The sequence below is a fragment of the Exiguobacterium sp. UBA6309 genome, from assembly GCF_002439205.1.
GTDB lineage: Bacteria > Bacillota > Bacilli > Exiguobacteriales > Exiguobacteriaceae > Exiguobacterium_A.
In genome coordinates, this window is record NZ_DJTL01000039.1 from 13,872 (window position 1) to 39,345 (window position 25,474).

A 25,474-nucleotide genomic window follows, 5' to 3' on the forward strand; every position below is an offset into this window, starting at 1 on the left:
AAAGATGGTCTGGTTACGTTTTTTACGAAAAGTATCGTTTTTACGCATGCGGACGCTCGGATATGCATCTTTGATCTTTGTCTTTGGTGTCGCGGGCATCATGTATGCGCTTGAGCCAGAGACGTTCGGTTCCTACTTCCGGGCCGTCTACTGGACGATGACGACCGTCGTCACGGTCGGGTACGGCGACTTCTTCCCGAACTCGGATACCGGTCGGATTCTGACGATTTTCGTCTTCATCTTCGGGATCGGGATCGTCGGTGGATTGATCTCAAAACTGGTCGACGGTGTCCAGTTGATTCGTAATCAAAAGGAAAGAGGGTTATTACAAGTGAAGGAAACAGGACATACGGTCGTCTTCGGATACAGTCGGCGTTCGAAGCACGTCATCGAGTCATTGCTCGAACATACGGATGTCGTCCTCGTCGACGACCTAGAGCGCGAGCCATTCAGTCACCCACGATTTCATTACGTCTGTGGTGATCCGGCACTGACATCGACGCTCGAACGGGCACACATCGAAAAGGCAGTTCGCGCGATCGTCCTCGCCGATCATTCGATTCCACCGGTCCATGCTGACGGACGGACATTGTTGATTGCTTCAAGCATCGAACGGGCGAATCCGAACATTTATACAATCGTCGAAATGATGCTTGAAGAACACCTCGACAGCTTCGAACAGGTTAAGGTTGATGAGGTGTTACTTGGTGATGAGACGATTGCCCGGATGGCGATCCTCGCGTCCCATCATCCTGGTGTGACGAAGGTCGTGACGGATTTGTTGACGAAGGACGGTGAAGGCATGTTCTCGATTCCGAGTAGACCGGAGTGGGGGACGTACCGTGACGCTTATCATGCTTTGCTTGAAGAAGGCGTGACGATCTTATCTGATGGAAAACGACTCGATTTGAACCGTCGACTCGATGAAGCGATTCCGAAAAACGGGACGTTGATCGTCTTGTGTTCGGAGGAAACCGCCCAACGAATCGGAGCGATTTAGAGAAGAAAGGATTTAACCAATCTTTTTTCGGGTATAGTAAATAAATTTACTAGACGGAGGAAAAAGATTATGACACAACCACAACCAGAATGGATTCAAGAATTATTTGAGACGGTCGATCAAGGCGAAATTAAAAATGCACCAAAATTACTTTATATGGCACTGACGCTTGAACCAAATTATTTTACAAAAGCAGTTAGCCGATTCAATCAACGGCTAGAAGTCGAACCATTAACGGACGTTTCGGAATTGTTGACGGTCTATCGTCAATTTTTCCTTTCAGCTAATCCATCAGAGGAGTACTGGTCACTTGCCTGGAACGAACTCATCCAGACGCTACAACATATGATCGATCGACCGGAAGCTCATCAATTACTTAAAGAGCATGTCGATTTACTCGACTGGTGGTCGAGCGAATCGTTGCTTTCACTCCCGAGCTGGTTGACGATTTTAGATGTCGCTGAACGAATCGACGCGCTTGATCAATTTAGCAGTTATCTTCCAGATATCTTCGAGAGTTATGCGCTTGAAACGGCGAAGGACGAACCGTTTGCCCGTCTTGCCTGGTACGCACTCGCAAGCAATCAACAAGACTTGCTTGCCCCTTACAGAGACCGGATTGAAGCCGGTTCTTCAAAGGAAATTCAGTCTCTTCGTCAAGCGGATCTCGTCGATCAAATTGAAACGACGCGGGTCGTTATGTTAAAGTCGAAAGATAACGAGCCGATTGAATTAACATTTGATCGAAAATGGACATTATAAATTATCGAAGAAAAAATGACACCTAGAAGCCGCACGAATTCAGTCCGAGGGGTGTAGGGATGATTCACGTCAATTTACCGAGTGGTGACTATGTCGTGTTAGTAGAAATAAATCGTGAAGTGCTGCTGTGTCATTCGATTGAAGAAGCGGAACAAGCACAACGCGACCGGTATGAACTGGTCGGACGGATGAGCGAACGCTTGCCGGCAGAAGTGATTGGACCCTCGATTGCGGATTTTGTCCGCTTTTCGACCGGGTTCATCGGCGAAGAAGTGACGTGGCATGAGGAGGAAGAAGCCTTCTTTTGCCAACAGTTCGAGACATTCGACGGTTCCCCGTTAGGTGAAGACCTGACGGGGATTGATGCAACGCGTTGGCGTGCGGTCCTTGCACGCTATTATGCTTACGTGACGATCGGAAAGATCATTCCTTTTGAAGTCAGCGAAGAACCGGACGGCACGGTTCCGCTTTAGTCCAGACGATTCTTCGGTCGGCGCGTAATCAGAGAAGGGCAGGGTTCCCATGAAAAAGCAACTTGCACTACTCACGCTAGCGACAATCGTCGCCATGCCAACGTCTGCTTTCGCGCAGTCTCAATACGTACAATATGATCCGACGTTTACAGAACAACAAAAACAAGAGTGGTTGGCGAATCAGGGGCTGACCGAGATTCGTGCCTTGAAACAAAAAGGATTCTCGCTCGTTGAGCCGCTTGCGCATCTCGAAGAAAAGGATATTGATGCCGATTTGATTCCAATCACGGACGTCAAGAGAGCAACGGATTCCGCTCAATTTCAACAAACGTATCTTGATCAGTCACGCATTCCGGCTTACTGGAAGTACAGCCGCGGAAAATCGGATATCCGAGTTGCAATCATCGATGATGCAATCGATACGAAACATCGCGAGTTCAAGGACGTCATCTATAAGACGACGACGATTTCTGGAATCCGGAAACCTGACGATCACGGGACACACGTCGCCGGTATCGTCGCGGCGCGTGAAGACGGTCAAGGGATCGTCGGTGTCGCATCTGGTGTCAAACTGATCGGGGCCGATGTCTTCGATGGAGACTTTGCCGCATCGATCGACATCGGCGACGGTATTTTGTATGCAATCGAGCAGGGAGCAGATGTCATCAATCTCTCACTCGGACAATATGAGTTTGATCCGTACATGGAAGCAGCGGTCAAAAAGGCGGAAGCGAAGAACATACTTGTCGTCGGAGCAGCCGGAAACGACGGGCGCAATAAAGTACTCTTCCCAGGATCGATGAGTCAAGTCGTCGGTGTCGGGTCCGTCGGAACGCTGGGGCGTGCCTCGACGTTCTCGAACTACGGGAAAGGAGTCAACATCATGGCACCGGGGGAAGGGATCTACTCGACAATCGTCGGCAACAAGTACGGCTACTTGGACGGCACATCGATGGCGACACCGGTCGTCAGTGGTGTGTTGGCGCTCGCGAAATCGAAGAACCCATTCGTCTCGAACACGACGATGCGCAGTAAGTTATATGCTGCAGCGACGAAAAAATCAGGTGATACGAAGTTGCATTACGGAGCAGGTCGCTTGAATGCCGGAATCTTAGCGACACTGCCGGCACCGATCTCGAAGATCTCGTTACCGGCAACGGTTAAGCCGAATCAGGCGTTTACATTCTATTTTGATGAGTATGCGAGTGCGAAGACGACGACATGTCTCTATAAGGACGGGAAGGTCGTTAAGACATTCACGCAATCGAATTTAACGAACGGTACGCATAAGTTTACGTATAAGTTGAAAGACAAGGGGTCATATAAGCTTGTCTTTACAACGACAGGTGGACGGCATACGCGGACCGTCGAACGCTTACTGACAGTCAAATAAAAAAGCGCCTCCCACTGAGTGGGAAGCGCCGTACGAGACCTGAAGGTTACTTCGGGTCTTTTCCTTTTTTATAGACGGGCGTCGGAGGCGTCAATGCCTCTCCAGTCCATGTGATCATCGCTTCCATCTTGTATCCTGTGTCATCCTCATGGACGAAAGACAGGCGACTGGAATCGATCAATTGGTATAAACCATAAGCGACCTGGTCGGCCCAAGAGCGTAACGTCATCGCTTCATCATACAACGGGATTTGCTCAGGGAAACGTTCGTTCATAAGCAAGATATCGTGTTGATCGAAATGATAGCTACGTTTTGAGAGTGCATCGGGCGCCTTGACGTTGAACGGCTCGAACGCGTGGATGAGCTCTCCTTGACGATAGAAGGCGAAGATGCCGTTTCGCAGATGAAGTGCCTTGATCTCGTCGATCTCGATCAGGAATGTCAACTTGCGAACCGTTCGCCGGTTCGTACCAGAGCGTCGTTTTTTCATACTGCATGCCCCCTTCTGAACTCTTGTACTATACCGTGAAATGAGGCAGGGACGCAACTTTTTCGTTTATAAAACGAGAATTGCCTCTTGCAGGAAAGCGGCATCTACGCTACACTCATAAGCAGTGACTATGTTGGTTCGGACAATCGCGGGGCATTTCGGTGCTTTGAGGAAAGTCCATGCTCGCACAGCCTGCGATGGCTGTAGTGATCGTGCTACACAAAAAGATAAGTGTAGGCAGCGTCAAGCTGACGGCAGAAGGAACGCCTAAGTCTTCGGATATGGCCGAAACTTCTTGAAGGTGCCACAGTGACGGAGCTTCATGGGAAACCATGAAGGTGGAACGAGGTAAACCCCACGAGCGAGAAACCCAAATTTGGTAGGGGAATTTCCGGAGCGGAACTGAACGCGAAGGAGAGCGTATGCAAATACGGAGATAGATGATTGTCGCCTGCGTGTGAGGGTCAAACCGTTTGAAACACTAAGGAACAGAACATGGCTTACAGGACCACATAGGCTGTTATTTTTAAGTTGAACGAGAGTCCAGGTCCACCCTGGGCTCTTTTTTTATTGCAATGAAACGATTCAGTGGAAGAAACGATAAAGGAGTGAACGCGATATGGCAAAACGCTTAGTCATCGCGACAGCGGCGATGGGAATCGAAGCGCTCGTCGCAAAAGAAGTCCGTGCGTTAGGATACGAGTGTACGGTCGAGGACGGAAAGGTCTACATCGATTGTGAGATGGAGGACATACCCCGTTTGAACATGTGGCTCCGGACAGCGGACCGGATCAAACTCGTCGTCGCTGAGTTCCGCGCGACGACATTCGAAAAATTGTTCGATCAAGTCAAGGCACTGCCGTGGCACGAATTGATGCCGTGGGATGCGAATTTCATCGTCAACGGTCGTTCGGTCAAATCGAAGCTGTTCTCGATCCGTGACTGTCAAAAGATCACTGAGAAAGCGATCGTCTCGCACATGCAAGAAGCGTACAACAAAGGAACGGAATGGTTGCCGAAGACAGGTGCGAGCTATCCGGTTGAAGTTGCTTTGTTAAAAGACATCGCGACATTAACGATCGATACATCAGGCGACGCATTACACAAACGTGGCTATCGTGAGTTCCACTCAGCAGCCCCACTGAAAGAGACGATGGCGGCAGCGATGCTGATGCTGACGAACTGGAAGCCGGATATGCCGCTCTACGACGTCTTCACCGGTTCAGGTACGCTGGCGATTGAAGCGGCGATGATCGGGCGTAATATCGCACCAGGCATCAACCGTGAGTTCGTCTCACAAGAGTGGAAATGCATTCCGAAGAAAGCGTGGTTTGATGCGATCAACGAAGCGAACGAAAAAGCAGAGTGGGACAAACCATTGAAAATTTACGCAAGCGATGTCGATCCAGAGATGGTCAAGCTTGCGAAAACGAACGCAGAACTCGCAGACGTCCGCGATGCGATCAACGTCATGCAACGTGACGCGGCAGACTTCAAACCGAAGGAAGACTTCGGTGTCATCATCGGGAACCCGCCTTACGGGGAACGTCTCGAGGACGCGCGTGAAGTCCATCAGCTGTACCGTAAGATCGGAACAGCGTATAAAGAATTCCCATACTACAGTGTCTACATGATCACGTCGTATGTCGAGTTCGAAAAAGCCTACGGACGTCCAGCAACGAAACGCCGGAAGCTGTACAACGGGAACATCGAAGTTCAGTTTTATCAGTATTATGGTTTGCGTCGGAAACGTCCGCAGGCTTAATCGATTTGTGGGAGGTGAATGGGGGTCAGTTCCCACTTACTTCCCACTTTTTATTTTTTTCGCCAAGATGTCACGAGCCGCTCGGTTGGGCGGTTTTTTTATCGTCTATTAATGCCGCGAGTTGATTAGCAGTATCATGTTGTAATTTCCTCTTGGTATGTAAGTTTGGTTTAAGTCAGCAAAAAAGGCACCTGAGTGCCTTCAGTGTACACCTTTTAGTTTGCTTCTGGACCAGCAGTTTCGAAGAACTTTTCGAATCCGAGTAACTCAGTCTGTGCTGTGTCCTTGATTCGTTCGAAATGACTTTTTGCTTTCATTAGTGTGCCGTCAGGATCTTTTTGGAAATCTTCAGGGTAATCCTCAAGCAACAATGATAATTGATCAAGCTCTTTGATAATAATGCGATGTGATTCCATGGCCTGTGTAAATCCATTAGTCGTATAGTCAGGTGCTTCAAAGTGAGTACTCGCGGTAATTTCATTTGCTATGGTAGCATCAAATTTATATAAATCTTTCAAATCGTCTACTGAAATATATTCAAATTGACTAAATCCATCTTTCTTTTTATAAGGAGTGAATTTCTTTTGCAATTCATCGGCTTCTACATAAATAGCGTTCATAGCTTCTGAAATTTTAAAAACACTAGTAATGGCTTCAGGATATTTCTCTGCATCCGTTTGATCGGCTATAGCTGATTCATTATTAGTATTTCCTTCCTCTGTGACCGGTTCTGCAATGACTGGTTGATCGATAATAGAGGAAGAATTAATTATTGCTTCGTTTATAGGTATTGCAAGTAGTGATTTCTCCTCTCTATTGGGCAAATAGCTTTCGGCTTCGTTCCACGTTTCAAAACTCTTAGCGACCGTATACGTTTCTAGACTATATGCCATATCTAATAGGTTCTGAGAAAGAGTTTCGAGTTTTTCCGCTATCACGTTTTCTGCATTTGTAAATGGGACGTCTTCATTTTTCGCCATGTACGAACCTGCAGCCATCATATGAGCAATTTGTGCGGCTTCGTTCAACATTTCAACTTGAGCATCTACTCGATCTCTAACATCTTGGGTGACGGTTTTTTGAAAATCTTTGATTCGCAGTTGCTCTGCTTCTTTCATCTCTTTTTGTTCTTTAACAATACTGTTCACTAACTCGGTTGTGGATGAAATAGCTTTCTCAACAACAGGCTTCCCTGTATCTAAAGCATTTTGGATATCTTCTGGTGAGAAATCGTTGTTCGTTTGCTTTACATTTGTTCCATGTCCGAAAGAGGCAAGATCTCTCGGATCAGACTCTACAGGTGTGTCATTTTTTTTGGTCTTTTCTGCTTTTGATTCGGTAATAGGAGTTTCTTTTTTAACCTGTGATGATTTAGCGTGCATCCCAAGAAAGTACGATCCCCCAATTAATATAACCGCGAGGATTCCGATGACCCAGCGCATCTGGATGGTCCGTCTATTATAACGACCATTTTTGAAAGTATGTTTCCTTTCTTTGTCCACGATATATCCTCCATTAGTAATTATTTTTTTAGTCCTTATTTAGAACATTTATGTTTTTAATTTCCATATTAATTTTAGCTCAAAATGATTTACTATGCGACATTGATTTAAGCGATAGGATAACTATCTTCGCATCTAACAATCGTATATCTAACTTGTATGAATATTGAAATATAGTTATTGCATTATTTTCCAAGTGTTATAGTTTCTATCGCAAAAGGTCTTATGCTTAAGTTACATTGGTATTCGCGTGACCAGTGTTGCACAATCATTACATAGTTCTTAAGAACCTCTCTAGATTAAATTAAGGCATTATAAAAAATAACTTTGAAATGACATACTTAAAAAGTACTAGTTTTGAAGGTGTTTTTGATTAGCGCAAATAATATTTTTGAGTAGGATGATATGAACAGTAGTCAAAAGATAAACATTATGCATGAGCATACGGATTTTGAACAGGTTGATTTTGCAGCAACACTCGAAACCGTCCGTTTGGTCGAAACGTTACTCCATCATCGGCTGCTCGAGCGTTATTTCGCTGAGCGGACAGAAAATCCAACTCTAGGCGGATATACCAATTAACAGATTCCAAATATAGTAAATAAAGAGGTGGAATAAGGAGGAGACGATTCAATGTGGATCATACTGGGTTTACTGGCGATTGGATTTACCGCGCTGAACATCATCTTTTATGTGATCGGTAAGGACTATCGTTTCCTGATGGTGCTCGGACTGAGCTTTACGGCACTGACGCTGTGTGCCGAATACCGACTCGTCGCGGAATTCGTGGCGCGGGAGGACTGGGCAGCGTTACAAGACATCGTACCGGGCATGGAGCGGGCACTGTGGGTATTGACGTTCATCTCGATCGGATTAAACGTATTGCCGCAACTGTTAGACTACCGAAAGAATCGATCTCGTTGAGGAATCCAAGAGGAGCGGAATCCTGATGATCTATACATTTTCACCGCTGACTCAACGACAGGCGGAACATATTGCCTACGAGTGGCAATATGACGGGGCGTTTGCATTTTATGATATGCCGAATGACGCAGAAGATTTAGCAGAATTTCTCGATCCAGCAAAGCGAACGGAACATTACTTCGCTGTGTTGGATGGGGAAGAATTGATTGGTTATTATGTATTTGAACCAAACGCAGACGTCGTTGATGTCGGGCTTGGTATGCGACCAGACTTGACGGGACGAGGAAATGGAGTGGCATTTTTAGAAGCCGGTCTTGCGTTCATCATGGACCGGTATGCACCTAAACAAATCGAATTAGCTGTCGCGACATTCAACGAGCGGGCGATTCGCTTGTATACGAAAAGTGGCTTCCTTCCCGTCGAACGGTTCCAACAGGCGATGAATGGTGGAAGCTATGAATTTTTGAAGATGCGTTTACGACCCATCGACGCAACGGAACCTTTTCCTGAATCATGAAGTAGATAACAGAAAAGGGAATGATGATGTCATGGCACGCTGTACGAATTGACAGTATAAGTTCAGCACAAAAGAAGTACTAGCTGTCAGTGTTGCAATACATGGGAAAGGCAAGACGTGTCCGAACTGTAGCGTGAAACAATACATGTCTCGAAAGTCGCAATTTTATCTATCACTCGGGAATATCAGTCTATTGTTCGTCCTGATCTTGCCATTTCTGATTCGGTTGAGCGACCGGGAAGAATCGATGAAGTAAGATGTCGGTTACCTCAATTTCATGAAACTGTTTCTTGAATCCACCAGTAGATACAGGGGAAGGGGATGATTAGATGGTACGTTGTACGAATTGCCACTATAAGTTCAAAACGAAAGAAGTGCTCGCTGTCGGATTTGCGAAACATGGAAAAGCGTGTCCGAACTGCGGCGTGAAGCAGTACATTTCAAAAGACTCGCAACATTACTTATCGCTCGGATACGTCAGTCTCTTGTTCGTCTTGATCCTACCGTTCGTCATCAAACTGAGCGACAAAGAAGAGACGATCTGGTAAAGCATTACGCGCATGCCTGAAAACGACAGGGTACGCGTTTTGTCTTATACTCGGGGCAAAGGAGCTGGGAAACATGCAAACCGTATACGATGCAACCGTACAAAACGCAACGGGAGAGACTGTTTCATTAGGTGACTACGCTGGGCGTGTCCTCGTGATCGTCAACACGGCAAGCAAATGTGGGCTCGTCAAACAACTTGGCGAATTACAAGCATTGTACGATAAATATGACGAGCAAGGAGTCACGGTGCTTGGCTTTCCGTGCGATCAATTCAATCAGCAAGAGTTCGCGAGTCAGGAAGAGACGATGCAGTTCTGTCAGCTGAACTATGGCGTGACGTTTCCGATGTTTCAGAAGATCGACGTCAATGGACCAAATGAACATCCGCTATATACATTCCTAAAACGCGAACGGTCGGGTCTACTGTCGTCAAAGATCAAATGGAACTATACGAAGTTTTTAATCGATCGCCAAGGACGTGTCGTACAGCGGTTCAGTCCGGTCGATTCCGTCCAGTCAGTTGAAAAAACCTTATCCTTTTATCTATAATCCAAGTAACCGTCCGGCGCGAGTCGTTGGACGGGATGAACGAATACCCTACCTTTGGCGAGGTAGGGCTTTTTTATGTCATTCAACAATGAGCGAATCAAATGAATAGGTGACGATTGCATCGCTACGCTTATGTCCGAGATCAGTCAGGACCGGTGGACGGGGGGACAAGACATGAAAATCCTGTTCGAACGCCCGGAGCCAGTAATGGACCCAGTCTTTTGTAGGATCGAGATTCATCATTTTACGAACAAACGTCAGTAGCTTTGAATCGGTCAGCGTCAGAAGTGGAATCGGATTGATCTCGACATCTTCTTTTAGTTCATAGAGGTCCGGTGAACGAAGCAGAATCGCATCCGCCTCGAAGGTCAATCGGAAGTAATTACAGCTATAGTCACCGACGATGACCATCGTCTCCTCCGTATGCCCACGGAAATGAAAGATCAATCGGTTACCATTCGCGACATCCATCAAGAACTGATTGAGTCCGATGTGATAATCTTCGCGAAATTGTAGTTTCTCAAGCGTGATTTCTTGCATGATTTAGCCTCCAGTCCGAGTTTGTCGTTCTTCTGTCAAAACGGTTTGGCGCGCTGCTAGGCGAGACGAACCGATCAATAAGGCGATTCCGAGTAATAATAACGAGATTCCGAACCAGGCCGTACCACTTAATTCTTCACCGAGGACGAACACACCAAGCAAGGCGGCGGTCAGCGGTTCACCGAGCGAAAGTGTGACGGCAGTCGACGATGGTACGTTCGATAGTCCTTTCGCGAATAACCAGTAAGCGATTCCAGTCGCAACGACGCCGAGATGGAGGCTGATTCCGGCACCACGTGACGTGAACAACCAGGAGAGATCGAATAAGAAGAGCAGAGGTGACAAGAGTAAGGCGCTCGTCATGAAAATGACGGCAACGACTGACAGCGGTGCGTGTGTCTTGACGAGGTCTCGACTGACGAACGTATACCCGGCAAACGATAGTCCGGCACCGAGTGCAAGGACGATTCCGATTGGATCAATCGCAACCGTTCCTTGATTGTTCAATAGCAACAGACAGCCGGTGATCGATAGTCCGGTCGATGCCCACCACAGCAGCGCTGGACGTTTCTTTAGGAACAGCCACTCGATACACCCGGAAAAGATTGGTGCGCTACCGATTGCGACGACGGTACCGACGGCGACACCGGTCATCAATACAGCGGAGAAGAACAGCGGTTGGTAAGCCGCCATGCTGACGGCAGCGAGTAAAATCGTCCGCAACGGCCAGTCGCGTAACGTCAGCGTTCCTTTGAAGAGAACGAGACAGAGTAAGAACAGTCCACCGACAGCAAGACGAACGGCACCAATTGCAATCGGGTGTGCATCTTCTGGCGCAAAGGCTTGTGAGGTCCCCGTCGTGCCCCAAAAGATCGCAGCAAGTAATATGAGCAACATCGATGATGATTTAGACATGGGTCACCTCTTCGAATGTAATTTTTTAAAATGATATTAGAACGAGAATACCACAGAACGAATAGGATGGAATACACCAAATAATTGAAAAAATGGTATGGTGTATAGGGTGAAGTCGTATCATTCACGAATACGAAAATGAAAAGGATGGACCCCATGAAAGAAATGAACCAAATCGAAGCGGTACTTGACGTCTTATCGCAAAAAATCAATCACGGGTCGACCTTCATTCAGCGGCGATACGATACAGGAGTCGCTCAATTCAATTTGAATGACCCGGTGACGGAACAGGCGATCCAGTCATTTGAAAAACAGTTCAAGCTAACGTTACCAAGTGAATATAAGACATTCCTTCGTTTACATGACGGAACGGAATTGTTTATGATTCAAGGTCTCGGCATCGAACTCTATCCACTTGAGAAAGTCATTGAAATGACGATCCAAGCTAAAGAGTACGACCTGATCCATGAAGACTACGATCATTTCTTGATGATTGGCGAAATGAACGAAGGATACGTCTTGATCCATACGGAAGATGCGAAGACAGATGAGACACCCTATATGCACTGGATGTTTCATGAGTTGTCGACAGAGGAGACTGATCCGATTGGACAGAACTTCGGCACGTTCCTTGAATATGCGATCATTTCGCAAGGGGATATGTTCTGGGAGTTCAAGGACTTCTCGATTGCAACAAATACTTATTATGTAGAGAATCACAATTCTGAAGAGGAAGTGAGCAAACCACGACCGATTCGCTTCGTCGACTCGGTTCGCGTTGAAATCGAGTATCCGATTGCGAAGAGGGATGCGTATTTCTCGGTTAAGATTTTCGAAGGGAAACAAGAACAAGAACGCCTTGGTTCAAGCTACGACTCGGATTCGCGCTTTGAAAAAGTGATGCAATCGGTTCGAGAATATCTAATGGCAGAGCGATTCCAGTATTCGTCAATCATGGTCTTTCAAACGGAACATTGGTTTTGGCAGAACGAGGACGAGACAGGTGATCCGTTGATTCGTAACTATAATCCGCAACGTCAAGGACTGCGCTTCGATGGATATCGTGCCTTTGTTGAGGAACCACCACGCCCACTTCCAGGGTGGGAATGATACAATCAATGTTCGGATTCGATGATTTTCACCATCGAAACTCAAAATAAAGTTTTATCTTGTATCCACTCATCTTTCAAAAAAGAATTGACAATGAACTGGATGAATCTGTATGCTAATCAAAATTACATAGTCAAGGCGATGACGAGAAGAGTAGGAAGAAATTGACGGTGCCAAGCGAGTCCGAGATGGTGAGAGCGGATGACCGGGTTTCTCTCTGAAAAAAGCCTCCGAGCTTCGTACGGATTCCGATATGGATGATGCTACGATGGGTTCTCCCATTATCGAGAGCATGTATGATTGTACATGTGAAGGTTCGTCTGGTGACAGGCGGACGAACAAAGGTGGTACCACGGGAAGCTGATTCTCGTCCTTTAGGCAACTAACGGGCGAAAATCAGCTTTTTGTCTACTACTGGAGGAATCATCATGCATTGGGCAGAACACACTGCAAGAACCATCATCGAGCGTCAGCCAGATAAAGAGACATACGTCTGCGCTGCTGGGATCAGTCCATCGGGTCCCGTTCATATCGGCAATTTCCGGGAAGTCGTCACGACGTACTTCGTTGCGCGTGCGCTGCAAGATCTCGGCAAAGATGTCCGCTTCTTGTTTTCATGGGACGATTACGATCGCTTCCGCAAAGTACCCGCGGATGTCGATCAAGCATTTACTCGATACATCGGGATGCCTTATAACGCCGTTCCGGCACCGGATCGATCCGACATGAGTTACGCGACGTACTTTGAACAGCAATTCGAAACGATGCTGGCAGCGTTCGAGATCACACCAGACTACCGTTATCAACATGAAGCCTATACGTCTGGCACTTATGCTGAACAAATCATCCACGCGTTTCGCCATCGTCACGCGATTTATGACATCTTGATCGACCATAAGACAGCGGCAGGATCCGATGCTGAGCGAGCAGCGTTTTACCCGGCGACCGTCTATTGTGCTGCTTGTGGAACCGACGCGACTACCATCGATGCATTCGATGAAGCTGAAGCCACGTACCATTACAGCTGTCGATGTGGTCATATGGCAACGGTCGATATGCGGACGGAACATCGGATGAAATTGAACTGGAAAGTCGACTGGGCGATGCGCTGGGCACATGAAGGCGTCGATTTCGAGCCAGGTGGAAAGGATCATTCAGCAGCAAACGGAAGTTACACGGTTTCGTCCCGGATTGCGCAAGAAATTTTCCAACAGCCGGCACCGCTCTATCTCCCTTATGAATTCATTCGTCTAAAAGGGGAGTCGAAAAAAATGTCGAGTTCAAGCGGTGGTGTCTTGACTCCGCAAGATCTACTCGCCGTCTATCCACCGAGCATTCTTCTGTTCTTATTTGCGAAACATCGTCCGAATCACGCCTTTCATATCGGGCTAGATGAAGATGTGTTACGCAATTATAGTGAGTTCGAGCGTTTTGTCGCACACTCATCGCGTCAATCCGAAGACATTCAGCAAAGTCTGCGTTGGAGTCATCGTGGAACTGCTCATCTTGTTTCGTTTACGCAGTTGACGATGATTGGTCCGATGGTTGGTTTTGACCCTGATTTGATTGAAAATGTGTTTTGCGCGAGCGTTCCGCCTGAACAGATTGACCGTGCCCGTACTTTCGTTACGCAGTGGTGTCCGGAACGGGAACTTCAAATCAGTACTGTTCCGAATCGTGAACTACATGCGCAACTAACGGAAACGGAACAGGACTGGATCCAACGATTCGTCGTTGCTCTCAGAACGGATGAAGACATCCTCTCTGCCTTCTACCGTTTGACACGGCAAGCTGAAAAAAAGGAAACACTTCGCCTGCAGAAACACTATGCGACGCTACTCTATCAACTGACGATCAATCAATCCTACGGACCACGCATCCCGTTACTCGTCGCGACGATTGGTCGGGAGCGAATGTCTGAGTTACTGGAATTTGCGGATGAGGAAATTACGACAAGCAGGAAATCAAGAGACCGAGCCTGAAAAAGAAGTACAAAACCTTATTTTCATATATAGAAATTTAATTTCAAAATTAAATAAATAATATTGAATTAAAATTTCTTAATTGTATAATAAAGGGAGGGAAGAGAAAGGGTGAAGCAGATGTTAGATCAATTAGCAACGGAACGTCGAAATGAACGGACGATGCAACTCGATGAGATGACAGTCGAAGATGTCTTACGGGTGATGAACGCTGAGGATCAAACGGTCGCGACGGTCATTCGGGAACAAATTCCCGTCATCGCGGAAGTCGTCAAACACGTCATTGCGTCATTCAAAAACGGAGGACGCTTGATTTATATCGGTGCTGGTACGAGCGGGCGGCTCGGGATTCTCGATGCGGCAGAATGTGTTCCGACGTTCGGGGTCTCACCAGACATGGTCGTCGGTTTGATTGCTGGTGGCGAACGTGCGTTAATCAAGGCGGTCGAGGGAGCCGAGGATAGTCGGACGCTTGCCGTCGACGATTTGAGAGGGCTCCAGCTAGAAGCGCGTGATACCGTGATCGGGATCGCTGCAAGCGGTCGGACGCCGTATGTCATCGGCGGGCTTGATTACGCGAAGGAAGTCGGAGCGGTGACGGCAGCGATTTCTTGCAACACGGATGCGGTCATCAGTGGGCACGCACGATATGCGATTGAAGTCGAAACAGGTCCGGAAGTCTTGACGGGGTCAACAAGACTAAAGGCTGGAACGGCACAAAAGCTCGTCTTGAACATGATTTCGACGGCGGCGATGATCGGTGTTGGCAAGGTCTATCAAAACCTGATGGTCGACGTCCAGTCAACGAACGAAAAACTCGAGATCCGGGCGAAGCGGATGATCAGTGAGGCGACAGGAGTCGATGCCGTAACGGCGGAGCGTGTCTTTAGTGAAGCACACGGGCACGTCAAGACGGCGATCGTCATGATTCTCGCAAACATTCCGTACACGGAAGCCGTCGAACGATTACAGCAAGCGAACGGATTCGTCCGAGACGCACTCTAAGGGGGAAACACGATGAAGAAGGAAGAAGTGCTGGCACAAGCGATCCTCGAGCACGTTGGTGGAAAAGACAATCTCCGGCAGCTTGCGCACTGCATGACGCGAGTTCGCTTATCGTTAAAGGACCCGACGCAAGCAAATATCGATGCTCTAAAACAGATTGATGGGGTCATGGGGGTCATCGATGACGAAACGTTACAAATCGTCGTCGGTCCTGGAACAGTCAATCGGGTAGCCGATCATTTAAGTCGCGAAACGGGACTTGCGATCGGGGAAGAGTCCGTGGATCCGAATTTGACACCAGAAGAACGAGCAGCTGTCGAGCGGCAAAAAGTGAAAGCGAAACAACAGTCACCGTTCAAACGCTTCTTGCGCCGAATCGGGAACATCTTCATTCCGCTCATTCCGGGTCTTGTCGCTTCCGGTATCATCAACGGTGGTGCGAACTTCGCAAAAAATGCGGGTGTCGATGAAACACAGACATGGATGCAGATTTTACTACTGATCGGTGGGACGGTCTTTTTATATCTCGCCATCCTTGTCGGCTGGAACACGGCGAAGGAGTTCGGTGGGACGCCGGTACTCGGGGCGATTGCCGGTGGGATTCTATTCAACCCCGTGCTTGCGGACATTACGATTTACGGGGAACCGCTTGTTCCGGGCAGGGGTGGCTTGTTTGGGGTCATCTTTGCCGCGTGGTTGATGACGTATCTTGAGAAACACATCCGTCGCTTCATGTTCGCATCGATCGACATCATCTTCACGCCACTGTTGACGGTGCTGATCGTCGGATTCGCCTCGCTGTATGCGATCATGCCGGTGGCTGGACTGTTGTCAGACGGCATCATGAAAGCAATCAATGCCGTACTTGAGGTCGGTGGACCACTCGCCGGAGCCGTGCTGGCTGGCTTCTTCTTACCACTCGTCATGGTCGGTCTCCACCATGGATTGACACCAATCCATCTCGAGTTCTTGAACACGATTAGCAACACACCACTCTTACCGATTCTTGCGATGGCAGGAGCGGGTCAAGTCGGGGCGGCAATGGCGATTTTCGTCAAGACGCGCAATCCGCGCCTGCGTAACATCATCAAAGGGGCGATCCCGGTCGGATTCCTCGGAATCGGTGAACCGTTGTTATACGGTGTTACGTTACCACTCGGTCGTCCGTTCGTAACGGCATGTCTCGGCGCAGCAGTCGGTGGTGCCTTCCAAGCAACGATGAAGACGACCGCACTCGGTGTCGGCGTATCCGGGTTGTCATTGACACCGTTGATTGACAACGGAATGTACTTGACGTACATCGGAGGTCTCGTCATCTCGTACGCGGCAGGATTCCTGTTCACATACTGGTTCGGTTTCAAAGAAGAGATGGCAGACGGTATTTAACGTATTGAAAAGCAGTTGAATCCTTCGAAAAAGAAGGGATCAGCTGCTTTTTCCCTAAGTAGAGAAGTGAAGGAGTGAGTGTATGAAAGGATTATCAATCTATTTAAGTGAACCGATCACAGAGGAGACGAGCGAGTGGCTACAGCGGATGAGCGCTGTCGGCTTTACGTCGCTCTTTACATCGCTACATATTCCCGAGGATGATTCTTCACTGTACGTCGAACGCTTGCAAGCGCTCGGTCATTTAGCACGTGAGCTCGGATTCGAACTCGTGGCGGACATCGCACCAGCGTCGCTCGCGACGCTCGGCAAGACATGGGAGACGGCAGCGACGTTAACGGACTGGGGTGTGACAGGACTCCGTCTTGATTACGGCATCAGTCCGCAGCAAATCGCGACGTTATCGAACCAAATGATGGTCGCGCTCAATGCCAGTACGTTAACAGCAGACGAATTGACGGAGATGAAGGCACAGGGTCTGCGAATCGATCACACGGAAGCGTGGCATAATTTTTATCCGCGACCGGAAACAGGACTCGACCGGACGTGGTTTGACGAAAAAAACGCCTGGTTACAGGCGCAAGGATTACGGGTCCAAGCGTTCATACCGGGTGACGGAACACTTCGCGGACCATTATTCGAGACGTTACCGACACTTGAAGACCATCGAGGAGTGGCACCGTTCGCAAGTTATTTGGACTTAATAGCGACTGTCGACCGAATCCTTGTCGGCGATCCACGGTTGACGGAAGCTACGATTCGGCAATTTGAAGCAGAGCAAGACGGAATCATCGTACTTCGGGCAGTAGCGAACGGACAGCAAGCACAACGGGATACGGAAACGAATCGGTTTGATCCGGCGCGGGATGTCATTCGATCCGTTGAATCGCGCATGAGTCCGTCGACGATTGATCTAACACCGAAAGATCCGTCTGCCCGCCCGCTTGGCACAATCACGATTGATAATGAACGCTACGGGCGATACGCCGGTGAGGTGCAAATCACGAAACGTAATCTACCTGCGGATGAGCGAGTCAACGTTCTCGGACGTGTCGTTGAGGCCGATCAACCATTGATCGCACAGCTTGGTCCAGGAAGTAAATTCCGGATTGACTGGGTGGCGCCATGAGGCAGATCGTTGCCGAGCGCTTCGCCTATCTATACCGAGGGGAATTGTTCACGGTCGTCACGATTTTACCGCTGAGTTGGTTTGGGAATCGTGTCTTTCCACGACTGCAGTTATTTGAACTCAGTGCCTTTTGGATGTCACTGTTTTTGTTTGAGCTGTTGTTGATTCAAGGAGCTTGGTATTGGTACAGCAAGTCAAGGCGTCTGAAGAAGGAAGGAACGTCAATTACCCGAGAACCGGTCGTCCGACGATTACGTCACTGTCGTGTCATCAATCTGGCTTTGATCGTTCTGACAGCGTGTGCGTTCGGAATCGACTGGATTCGTTTTCAATCTGAGCTTCCGGTGTATGGAATACGAATCACCTTGTTTCTATATATTTTCGCAATCCTTGAATATATCAATTATTTCCATATCCAACTGATGTACGATAACCGGTCAGATGTGCAATACTTAATACGGAATCGACGTTTGAAACGATCAGCATTGAATAAGGATATGCAACGGCTTCGTAAAGTAGTCTGAGGGTTCATAGAAAATAGGAGGGATTGTATGCTCGATATGCTCATTCGTGGCTATCGAAAGTTACGGAAATTAAGAGGGCGTTGAGAAAAAGGAGGATATGTTGATGAATTGGCTCAATCAACCGTCGCGTATTAAAGAAGAGACACCGTTACGCTTCATGACGGATCCGGATACGGATTTTTGGCGCAACACACATTATCAGTTTAATCGTCAGACGGGGCATGCGTTGTTGCAGGATGCTCCAAATGGAGAATTCAAATGCCGGATTGAAGTGAAATTAAAACCGAATGCTACATATGATCAAGCGGGGATTTTACTATATGTGAACGATGACCACTGGGTGAAAGTCTCGGCTGAGTTCATTCCGGATGGTCCATCTCATCTCGGTGCCGTCGTGACGAGCTTTGGGTACTCGGACTGGTCGTGTCGGGATGTCGACAACACACTATTTGATGCACCGCTTGTCTTTGAACTCCACTATCTCAATCAAGATGTCACGTTGTATCACGTAACAGGAGAGCACAAAGAGCAACTCCGGATCGCACACTTACATGACGTGACCGATTTGAAGATCGGACCGTATGCGTGTAGTCCGGATGTAGAAGCGGCAGGGTGTGAAGTGGAAGTACTAGATTTCTCATTAGAAACTATCGTTAAATAAAACGCCATAGCAAATGGGGCTGACTCAAAAGTCAGTCTCTACAAAGATAAGGATGGCAGAATGATGATCTGCCATCCTTATCTCGTAACAAAAAGAATGACGCGTTTCGCGCCACTCCTACAGGAAAAGCGCATTTATGCGCTGTCAGAGACGAACAAGACCCGCTTTCCTGCTTCAACGGAGCAGGAAAACTGGCTTGTGTCTCGCCTGAGGAAAGGGCGTGAAAAGACGCGTCATTCTTTTTTTGAGTCAGCTTCATTTTTTGATCGTAACTAGAGACTAATCAAAACTTAGCTGCTTGTTCCGGCATCTGTCCTGTGTATGACGATTGAGGTCTGAAGATCCGGTTGTCTTGCGATTGTTCGAGGATGTGTGCCGTCCAGCCGATGATACGGCTAGAGGTGAACGTCGGTGTGAACAGTTCTTTCGGAATGTCAAGTCCTTTTAAGACGGCTGCCGCGAAGAATTCAACATTCGTATACAGTTTTCTACCTGGTTTGTATTCCTCGAGTAAATCGATCGCTGTTTGCTCCATTTGTGTAATCAGGTTGAACCAATCGCTCTCTTGTGCGAGACCCTTTGAGACGACTTTCAAGGCTTCTGAACGCGGATCGCGTGTTTTATAGACGCGGTGACCAAAGCCCATCAATTTTTTGCCTTTTTCTAATTTGTTCCGAATCCACGGTTCGATGTTGTCGATCGTTCCGATCTCATTAATCATCTCAATGACTTCTGACGGGGCACCACCATGAAGCGGTCCTTTCATGGAGCCAATCGCAGCACAGACGCCAGAAATTATTTCCGATTCCGTCGAAACGACGACACGGGAAGCGAACGTCGAAGCATTCATACCGTGTTCAATCGTTAGAATCAGATACGCCGTCAGCGCTTTGATCTCGACGTCACTTGGTAATTGTCCTTTAATCATATAGATGTAATTCGCGACGTGATCGAGTTCCGGATTCGGTTCGATGAAGTCAGCGCCTTGATTTTTTTGATATTTATAGGCGATGATCGATGGCAAGAGTGCTGTTACGTGCATCGCTTGATCAATTGTCGGTGGCCAAGCGAAAGCGGGTGTGCCGAGTGCCGAGATTGCTGTTCGCATCGTACTCATGACATCCATCTCGTTCGGCAATGTATCGAGAATCGTCTTAATATAAGAAGGAAGTTCACGGTAGCTCGTCATCTGTTCCTTGAATGTGACCAGTTCCGCTTCAGTCGGGAACGCACCGTTCCAGATGAAATACGCCACTTCTTCGAATGAATAGGATAATGCGAGTTCCTTTGCCCAGTGTCCACGATAGATAAGGTGACCTAATGTTCCATCGACTAAACCGATTTGTGTTTCAGCGGCAATGATGCCCTCGAGTCCTTTTTTGTATTCCATCTTCAACACTCCTTTTCTAATATTTACTGTCAGTATGACTTACAACGATACCAAATCACCAGTTATTTGAATACGTTTCCAAAATTATTCTGTGAAGCGCTATAATTAGAGGGCATTCTGTTTCATGAAACAAATCAAATAGATAGTAACCATGAAGGAGTACATATGAATAAAGAAATGATCATTCGCTTATTGGGATTTTTCTTTGTATTACATGTCTTTTTAATGATCGATATTTTCTTTTCAGTGAGCCGAACGATTCTTGAGCCAATGGCATTAGTCGTTGCTTCATTGACCATGCTCATTCCCGTAAAACGATTTAAGCCACTAGAAGAACAAACGCTGTCGGTTTTCAAATCGAGTATCGCTGTCATAATAGGGATGCTCTTGATGAGCGGATTATTCTTACCCATCGTATTCCTCTTTGGATGAGTAACTATTGATCCGAAAATTTCACCAGGCGTTATTTAGGAATACGACGTGGAATAGACGTATTTTTGGCTTAGATGCCTGATTTGTTCGACTACGCGAGATTCTAAATGACTGGTGGAGTCAATGGTGTGATCTGCGTAAATACGGAGTGATTTATGGCTTCCGATCATGACCGCATACTGCGCTCCTTTGAATAGCTCGATATCGTTCGCGTCGTTCCCGAAAGCAATGTATCCCTCGCTCTCGATACCAAGACTTTGTAAAGCAGTCCGTTTATTGATGCTGGTTGGACTGATATCCAATACTTGTTCCGATCCATGATAATGAACAACGACATCCATTCGAAGTAGCTCGTTTTCTAAGGATTTCAGATTGTTGGCACTCAAAATGAGGATTTTTATGATTCGATCATGGTGAGCTAGCGGAACATTTTGTGCCGTCTTACCCGGATCTAGATTGTTCAGAATAGGATGGTCTTGCGGTCCGTTATATGTATAATTCCAGTCACTATCGATTAAATATGTGGCTTTATGCTTGTCGAGTAATTCTGTGATAAAAGAAAGCTCACGATCGTCGAACGATTTTGATTGAACGATTGTTTGTTCCGATGCGACCAACGATCCGTTTCCGCCGATTAAGATATGATCGTGGAATGAAGGATGAATGACGGGTAGCATGTCACGGATAGGACGTGCCGAAGCAAAAATCACACGGTGCCCGTCGTCCTCGACTGCATGAAGCGCCTGTACGATGTCTTGAGACATCGGTTCTCCTTTAAAACAGATTGTTCCATCGAGATCAAATACAAAATTCATAAGCAACCCTCCAAAAGTCAGTTGATGCACTTATCATAACAAATATTTACAGATAACATACCAATTCCTTATTTTGAAAAAACAAAAAGACTCCAGTCAATGCTGAAGTCTAATCATTGGTACCTTATACAAAAAACGTATCTAATTGGTCTTGACGTTTATCAATCATAATCTGAGACTTTGGAATGTTAGCGCCTTGCAACACGTCAATCGTGTCACGGAGAAATTCATCACTACCAACGATATAGAACAAACCGTCCTTGTCCGCTGTCATCGCTTTGACAGCATCGTAGTAGGCAGCGCGACTCTCGACATAAGCCGGGCTGAACTGCTCATGCGAAGGAAGCTGAGTTTTAAATAGTTCAGTTCGCGCAGAATCGACGTTCAACGAGTGCATGTGCGGAATGCCACTTCTATCAGCCTGATGTTGCAAGATGATCGGACGAAACGTTGCCAAACCGACGCCGGCTGACAGTAAGTACACCGTACGATTTTCCCGACGTAGCGGAACGTTCGAATGCGTCTTAAACAAAGCAATCTTCTCACCCATTTTCAGCTGCCGAAGTGTCTCCTTAAAGACGGAACATTCTGGTTTGATCCGCGTCGTGATGCCGATCGTTTCTTCATGAGGGAGCGTCGAGATCGACATGTGCCGAATCAGACTGCGGTTCGGCTTTTCGCCTGCATTAAAACCTTCTAGCGCCATATGCGTATGGGCGCCCTCTTCCCAAACGAAACCATCTGGACGTTTCAAGTGAAACGTGTAAGTGTGTTCGCCTTCTTGCGTTACTTGTTCTAGTGGTAGCCAAACAATCTGCAACATTCATTCCTCATTTCTATATAAAGTATCAATAGACAGCAATCGGACCGTATGGACCTTCGATGATCTCAAGAGGGGTCTCGAAGATCTCGGATAACAGCGCTTCATCCATGACTTCGGCGACCGTTCCGAAAGCGGCAATTTGTCCGTCCTTCATCGCACAGATGTGATCGGCATATTTCGCAGCAAAATTGATGTCGTGCAAGACGGTGATGATCGTTCGTCCGAACGTATCAGCGACGTGTCGCAGGTACCCCATCATCTGGACCGAGCGGGCGATATCAAGGTTATTGAGGGGTTCGTCGAGTAAAATGTATTCCGTTTCCTGACAGAGTACCATCGCGACATATGACCGTTGCCGCTGTCCGCCCGATAATTCATCGAGGTAGCGGTTCTCAAGCGACGTCAACTCAAGAAAATCGATGTATTTCGAGATGATCGTCTCATCGTCTGCCGTCAAGCGGCCTTGTGAGTAGGGGAAACGTCCGAAACCGACGAGCTGCCGGACCGTCAGCCGGGTTACGAAATGATTTTCCTGTCGTAAGATGGTGATGATCTTTGCTAAGTCTTTCGATTTGCTACTCGTGACATCCATGCCAGCGACTTCAATCTGCCCGGCATCGAGATCAAGCAAACGGCCAATCATCATTAACGTCGTCGACTTACCAGCACCATTTGGACCGATCAGCGCCGTGAATCCACCTTTTGGGATCGTTAAGTCGATTGGACCAATTCGGACCTCATCTGTATACGATTTTTTAACTTGTTCGAGTGATATCATAGGGACCTCTTTCTAAGCAACACGACAAGGAAAATCAGACCGCCGAACAGTTCGATGATGACGGAGACGACGCTTGGCGTGTTGAAAATGTGATACATGAAGAAATAGGCAGTCGTCAAAACGAAGAAACCGATTGCGAATGCCATCGGGAAGACGTATTTGTGATCATACGTCGCAGCGACCTGATAACTGAGTGTCGCAACTAAAAAGCCGAAGAACGTCAACGGTCCGATCAATGCCGTCGACATCGACATCAGGAGTGAAATCAGAATCAAGAAGTAGATGACACTGCCACGATGATTGACGCCGAACGATGTCGCGACCTCTTTTCCAAGCGCGACGACGTTGAGTCGTCTTGAAGAGAAGTAGAGCAACAGACCGACGATGAGGACGACCGGAATGACGATCGGGAAGTAAGATGCGTCGGCATTCGTGACCGAACCGAATAATCGTGCTTGTAAGATATCGAATTCGGACGGTGCAAGCATCTTACGCATGAATGACGACAGCGAGTTCAGACCCGTGCCGAGAATGATTCCGACGAGCAACATCAGCTGCAGGTTCGCGTATTTTCCGGATAAGAGCCATCCGTATAATAAGAGACTCATCGTGAGCATGATCGCGACCTGTGTCAAAAAAGCGCTCGTGCCGGTAAAGCCGACGAGTGCTCCCGCACCGAAGAAGAAGATCATCGATGTCTGGATCGTCGAGTAGAGAGCATCAAAACCAAGCAGGGATGGTGTGATGATTCGGTTGCTCGTGACCGAATGAAAGGCGACGGTCGCAAGACTTTGACAAATTGCTGCGATCGCCATCGTGATGACTGCCGTGATCCGGCGTTCGACGACCGGCCAAAAGGACGGAGAATCAAACGGAACCGGATTATTGTAGAGCAAGAGACCGATCGTACTGAGCACTCCGCCACTGAGGAACAGGATGAGGAGAATCCAGTAGCGGCGCTCGAGTCGTTTCGACTGAAACGCAGACGCCCGGCGATTGGTTTCACGTGTAACGCTCGGTTGAATTCGTGTATGTTTCTGTTGTCTAATCGCGGTACTCATCTGACACCTCCAGTCTTCCGTCGACGTAACAGAATGATGATGAAGACGGCTGCCCCGACCGTTCCGAGAATCAAGGAGACCGGCAGTTCAAACGGACGGATGATCGTGCGTGAAATCAGATCACTGATTAAAATCGTTGCCATCCCGATCAGACAGACCCACGGCAGATTACTACGGAGATCGTCACCGCGAAACATCGAGACGATGTTCGGAACGATCAAGCCGAGGAAGGGGAGGTTGCCAATGACGGTCGCGACGACACCGACTGATAGAGCGATCAGCCCAGTCGCGATCAGCATCAGTCGATTGTAGTTGACGCCAAGGCTCGTCGCGACGTCCTCTCCGAGTCCAACGAGCGTCAAGCGACTCGCGAGAAAGAAGATACAGACCGTGACACCGATGATGATCCAGAGGTATTCGTAGCGACCGATCTGGACGGTCGCAAACGAACCGACGAACCAGCCTTCGATCGCTTGGCTGGCACGGAAAAACAACCCGAGAAACGTCGATATCGCTGAGATGACGGCTCCGAGCATCAGACCGATGATCGGGACGATCAACGATGAACGCAGTCGGACCGAACGGAGAAACCAGAAGAAGACCATCGTCCCGATGAACGCAAACACGATGGCTCCGGTCATCCGCATCATCAAGGACGGTGCCGGAACGAGTAAGTAAACGGCTAACAGTCCGAGTCCCGCCCACTCGATCGTTCCCGTCGTCGTCGGTTCAACGAGCCGATTTTGCGTGATCAGTTGCATGACGAGTCCAGCCATTGCCATCGCAGCACCCGTCAGCATCAAGGCGAGTGTCCGCGGAACACGTGTGATCCAGAACATATCGAAATCGTTCGCTGCACTCCGTAGTTCGTAGACGCCCGTGAAGAGGGAAGCCGCTGCGAGCGCTAAGACGAGACATAAGGTCAAGACGAACGGCTTCGTCCAAACGACAGAAAAGGAAGGTCGAGCGGGTGGCTCAACTCTTCCATTCATTTGTTGC

At 47.9% G+C, this 25,474-nt stretch carries 29 protein-coding genes and 1 other RNA gene; 20 read left to right on the plus strand and 10 right to left on the minus strand.

The annotated features are described in order from the left end of the window. Window positions 1-4 precede the first annotated feature (4 nt). From B3M90_RS14055 to B3M90_RS14070, 4 genes are all read left to right on the plus strand, one after another. Window positions 5-1,000 carry a potassium channel family protein gene (locus B3M90_RS14055; protein WP_290779332.1) on the plus strand — a complete coding sequence of 332 codons (996 nt, stop codon included), beginning with the start codon at window positions 5-7 and terminating at the stop codon, window positions 998-1,000. Between the two features lie 69 nt (window positions 1,001-1,069). Next, window positions 1,070-1,762, plus strand: coding sequence for a hypothetical protein (locus B3M90_RS14060; RefSeq protein ID WP_214855594.1), 693 nt, complete (start codon window positions 1,070-1,072; stop codon window positions 1,760-1,762). Between the two features lie 59 nt (window positions 1,763-1,821). Further along, entirely contained in the window at window positions 1,822-2,235 is a 414-nt protein-coding gene (locus B3M90_RS14065; RefSeq protein ID WP_023467922.1) for a hypothetical protein, read from the plus strand. A gap of 49 nt (window positions 2,236-2,284) precedes the next feature. After that, a complete protein-coding gene (locus B3M90_RS14070; protein WP_290784636.1) occupies window positions 2,285-3,628 on the plus strand; it encodes a S8 family peptidase in 1,344 nt (447 codons plus the stop codon). A gap of 46 nt (window positions 3,629-3,674) precedes the next feature. On the opposite strand, the gene B3M90_RS14075 is transcribed toward B3M90_RS14070, so the two are convergent. Then, a complete protein-coding gene (locus tag B3M90_RS14075; protein WP_029341396.1) occupies window positions 3,675-4,118 on the minus strand; it encodes a hypothetical protein in 444 nt (147 codons plus the stop codon). A 134-nt stretch (window positions 4,119-4,252) separates the two neighbouring features. Between B3M90_RS14075 and rnpB the strand changes: the two genes are divergently transcribed. Together rnpB and B3M90_RS14085 are read left to right on the plus strand one after the other, a co-directional pair. Continuing rightward, window positions 4,253-4,626: RNase P RNA component class B (gene rnpB, locus B3M90_RS14080), an RNA gene on the plus strand. 111 nt (window positions 4,627-4,737) lie between these two features. Beyond that, window positions 4,738-5,883 (plus strand): THUMP domain-containing class I SAM-dependent RNA methyltransferase, encoded by a 1,146-nt coding sequence (locus B3M90_RS14085; RefSeq protein WP_290757190.1) that lies wholly within the window; start codon window positions 4,738-4,740, stop codon window positions 5,881-5,883. Between the two features lie 215 nt (window positions 5,884-6,098). Here B3M90_RS14085 and B3M90_RS14090 read toward each other — a convergent pair whose 3' ends face one another. After that, window positions 6,099-7,325, minus strand: a complete 1,227-nt coding sequence (locus tag B3M90_RS14090) for a hypothetical protein (RefSeq protein WP_290784639.1) — start codon at window positions 7,323-7,325, stop codon at window positions 6,099-6,101. A 492-nt stretch (window positions 7,326-7,817) separates the two neighbouring features. Here B3M90_RS14090 and B3M90_RS14095 point away from each other — a divergent pair, with 492 nt between their 5' ends. The 6 genes from B3M90_RS14095 to B3M90_RS14120 all read left to right on the plus strand — a co-directional run bounded on the left by B3M90_RS14095 (window position 7,818) and on the right by B3M90_RS14120 (window position 9,924). Beyond that, on the plus strand, window positions 7,818-7,967 hold the full coding sequence (locus tag B3M90_RS14095; RefSeq protein WP_290784641.1) for a hypothetical protein: 150 nt from the start codon (window positions 7,818-7,820) through the stop codon (window positions 7,965-7,967). Between the two features lie 51 nt (window positions 7,968-8,018). Next, entirely contained in the window at window positions 8,019-8,309 is a 291-nt protein-coding gene (locus tag B3M90_RS14100; RefSeq protein ID WP_290784643.1) for a hypothetical protein, read from the plus strand. A gap of 25 nt (window positions 8,310-8,334) precedes the next feature. Beyond that, complete coding sequence (locus tag B3M90_RS14105) at window positions 8,335-8,826, plus strand: GNAT family N-acetyltransferase (RefSeq protein WP_290784645.1); 492 nt, start codon at window positions 8,335-8,337, stop codon at window positions 8,824-8,826. A gap of 133 nt (window positions 8,827-8,959) precedes the next feature. After that, window positions 8,960-9,082, plus strand: coding sequence for a hypothetical protein (locus B3M90_RS14110; protein WP_290784647.1), 123 nt, complete (start codon window positions 8,960-8,962; stop codon window positions 9,080-9,082). A gap of 73 nt (window positions 9,083-9,155) precedes the next feature. Next, complete coding sequence (locus B3M90_RS14115) at window positions 9,156-9,374, plus strand: hypothetical protein (protein ID WP_290784649.1); 219 nt, start codon at window positions 9,156-9,158, stop codon at window positions 9,372-9,374. A 73-nt stretch (window positions 9,375-9,447) separates the two neighbouring features. Beyond that, the gene (locus tag B3M90_RS14120) at window positions 9,448-9,924 is read left to right on the plus strand and encodes a glutathione peroxidase (RefSeq protein ID WP_290714634.1); all 477 of its coding nucleotides are present in this window, start codon (window positions 9,448-9,450) and stop codon (window positions 9,922-9,924) included. 78 nt (window positions 9,925-10,002) lie between these two features. On the opposite strand, the gene B3M90_RS14125 is transcribed toward B3M90_RS14120, so the two are convergent. Further along, a complete protein-coding gene (locus tag B3M90_RS14125) occupies window positions 10,003-10,464 on the minus strand; it encodes a hypothetical protein (RefSeq protein ID WP_290784651.1) in 462 nt (153 codons plus the stop codon). Window positions 10,465-10,467: 3 nt separating this feature from the next. After that, window positions 10,468-11,379: an EamA family transporter gene (locus B3M90_RS14130; RefSeq protein ID WP_290784653.1), complete on the minus strand. Its 912-nt coding sequence runs from the start codon at window positions 11,377-11,379 to the stop codon at window positions 10,468-10,470. A 156-nt stretch (window positions 11,380-11,535) separates the two neighbouring features. Between B3M90_RS14130 and B3M90_RS14135 the strand changes: the two genes are divergently transcribed. The 7 genes from B3M90_RS14135 to B3M90_RS14165 all read left to right on the plus strand — a co-directional run bounded on the left by B3M90_RS14135 (window position 11,536) and on the right by B3M90_RS14165 (window position 19,176). Beyond that, window positions 11,536-12,489 carry an SMI1/KNR4 family protein gene (locus tag B3M90_RS14135; protein WP_290784655.1) on the plus strand — a complete coding sequence of 318 codons (954 nt, stop codon included), beginning with the start codon at window positions 11,536-11,538 and terminating at the stop codon, window positions 12,487-12,489. A 428-nt stretch (window positions 12,490-12,917) separates the two neighbouring features. Continuing rightward, window positions 12,918-14,471: a lysine--tRNA ligase gene (lysS, locus tag B3M90_RS14140; protein ID WP_290784657.1), complete on the plus strand. Its 1,554-nt coding sequence runs from the start codon at window positions 12,918-12,920 to the stop codon at window positions 14,469-14,471. Window positions 14,472-14,591: 120 nt separating this feature from the next. Continuing rightward, the gene (murQ, locus tag B3M90_RS14145) at window positions 14,592-15,476 is read left to right on the plus strand and encodes an N-acetylmuramic acid 6-phosphate etherase (RefSeq protein WP_290784659.1); all 885 of its coding nucleotides are present in this window, start codon (window positions 14,592-14,594) and stop codon (window positions 15,474-15,476) included. A gap of 12 nt (window positions 15,477-15,488) precedes the next feature. Then, window positions 15,489-16,862, plus strand: a complete 1,374-nt coding sequence (locus B3M90_RS14150; protein ID WP_290784661.1) for a PTS transporter subunit EIIC — start codon at window positions 15,489-15,491, stop codon at window positions 16,860-16,862. 82 nt (window positions 16,863-16,944) lie between these two features. Beyond that, complete coding sequence (locus B3M90_RS14155) at window positions 16,945-17,991, plus strand: DUF871 domain-containing protein (protein WP_290784663.1); 1,047 nt, start codon at window positions 16,945-16,947, stop codon at window positions 17,989-17,991. Next, window positions 17,988-18,515 carry a general stress protein gene (locus B3M90_RS14160; RefSeq protein WP_214855785.1) on the plus strand — a complete coding sequence of 176 codons (528 nt, stop codon included), beginning with the start codon at window positions 17,988-17,990 and terminating at the stop codon, window positions 18,513-18,515. The genes B3M90_RS14155 and B3M90_RS14160 overlap by 4 nt, the downstream gene beginning before the upstream one ends. Before the next feature lie 103 nt (window positions 18,516-18,618). Then, window positions 18,619-19,176, plus strand: a complete 558-nt coding sequence (locus tag B3M90_RS14165; RefSeq protein ID WP_251137927.1) for a DUF1349 domain-containing protein — start codon at window positions 18,619-18,621, stop codon at window positions 19,174-19,176. A gap of 283 nt (window positions 19,177-19,459) precedes the next feature. Here B3M90_RS14165 and B3M90_RS14170 read toward each other — a convergent pair whose 3' ends face one another. Further along, window positions 19,460-20,566 (minus strand): citrate synthase/methylcitrate synthase, encoded by a 1,107-nt coding sequence (locus B3M90_RS14170; protein ID WP_290784665.1) that lies wholly within the window; start codon window positions 20,564-20,566, stop codon window positions 19,460-19,462. A gap of 165 nt (window positions 20,567-20,731) precedes the next feature. Between B3M90_RS14170 and B3M90_RS14175 the strand changes: the two genes are divergently transcribed. Next, a complete protein-coding gene (locus tag B3M90_RS14175) occupies window positions 20,732-20,998 on the plus strand; it encodes a hypothetical protein (RefSeq protein ID WP_290784667.1) in 267 nt (88 codons plus the stop codon). A 35-nt stretch (window positions 20,999-21,033) separates the two neighbouring features. Here the strand turns inward: B3M90_RS14175 and B3M90_RS14180 are convergent, their stop codons facing one another. The 5 genes from B3M90_RS14180 to B3M90_RS14200 all read right to left on the minus strand — a co-directional run bounded on the left by B3M90_RS14180 (window position 21,034) and on the right by B3M90_RS14200 (window position 25,467). Further along, a complete protein-coding gene (locus tag B3M90_RS14180; RefSeq protein WP_290757141.1) occupies window positions 21,034-21,813 on the minus strand; it encodes an HAD-IIB family hydrolase in 780 nt (259 codons plus the stop codon). Between the two features lie 124 nt (window positions 21,814-21,937). Further along, window positions 21,938-22,636 (minus strand): dihydropteridine reductase, encoded by a 699-nt coding sequence (locus B3M90_RS14185; RefSeq protein WP_290784669.1) that lies wholly within the window; start codon window positions 22,634-22,636, stop codon window positions 21,938-21,940. A 25-nt stretch (window positions 22,637-22,661) separates the two neighbouring features. Further along, on the minus strand, window positions 22,662-23,414 hold the full coding sequence (locus B3M90_RS14190) for an ABC transporter ATP-binding protein (RefSeq protein ID WP_290757138.1): 753 nt from the start codon (window positions 23,412-23,414) through the stop codon (window positions 22,662-22,664). Next, on the minus strand, window positions 23,411-24,475 hold the full coding sequence (locus B3M90_RS14195) for an iron chelate uptake ABC transporter family permease subunit (protein ID WP_290784671.1): 1,065 nt from the start codon (window positions 24,473-24,475) through the stop codon (window positions 23,411-23,413). Before B3M90_RS14195 ends, B3M90_RS14190 begins: the two co-directional genes overlap by 4 nt. Next, window positions 24,472-25,467: an ABC transporter permease gene (locus tag B3M90_RS14200; protein ID WP_290784710.1), complete on the minus strand. Its 996-nt coding sequence runs from the start codon at window positions 25,465-25,467 to the stop codon at window positions 24,472-24,474. Before B3M90_RS14200 ends, B3M90_RS14195 begins: the two co-directional genes overlap by 4 nt. Window positions 25,468-25,474: the final 7 nt, after the last annotated feature.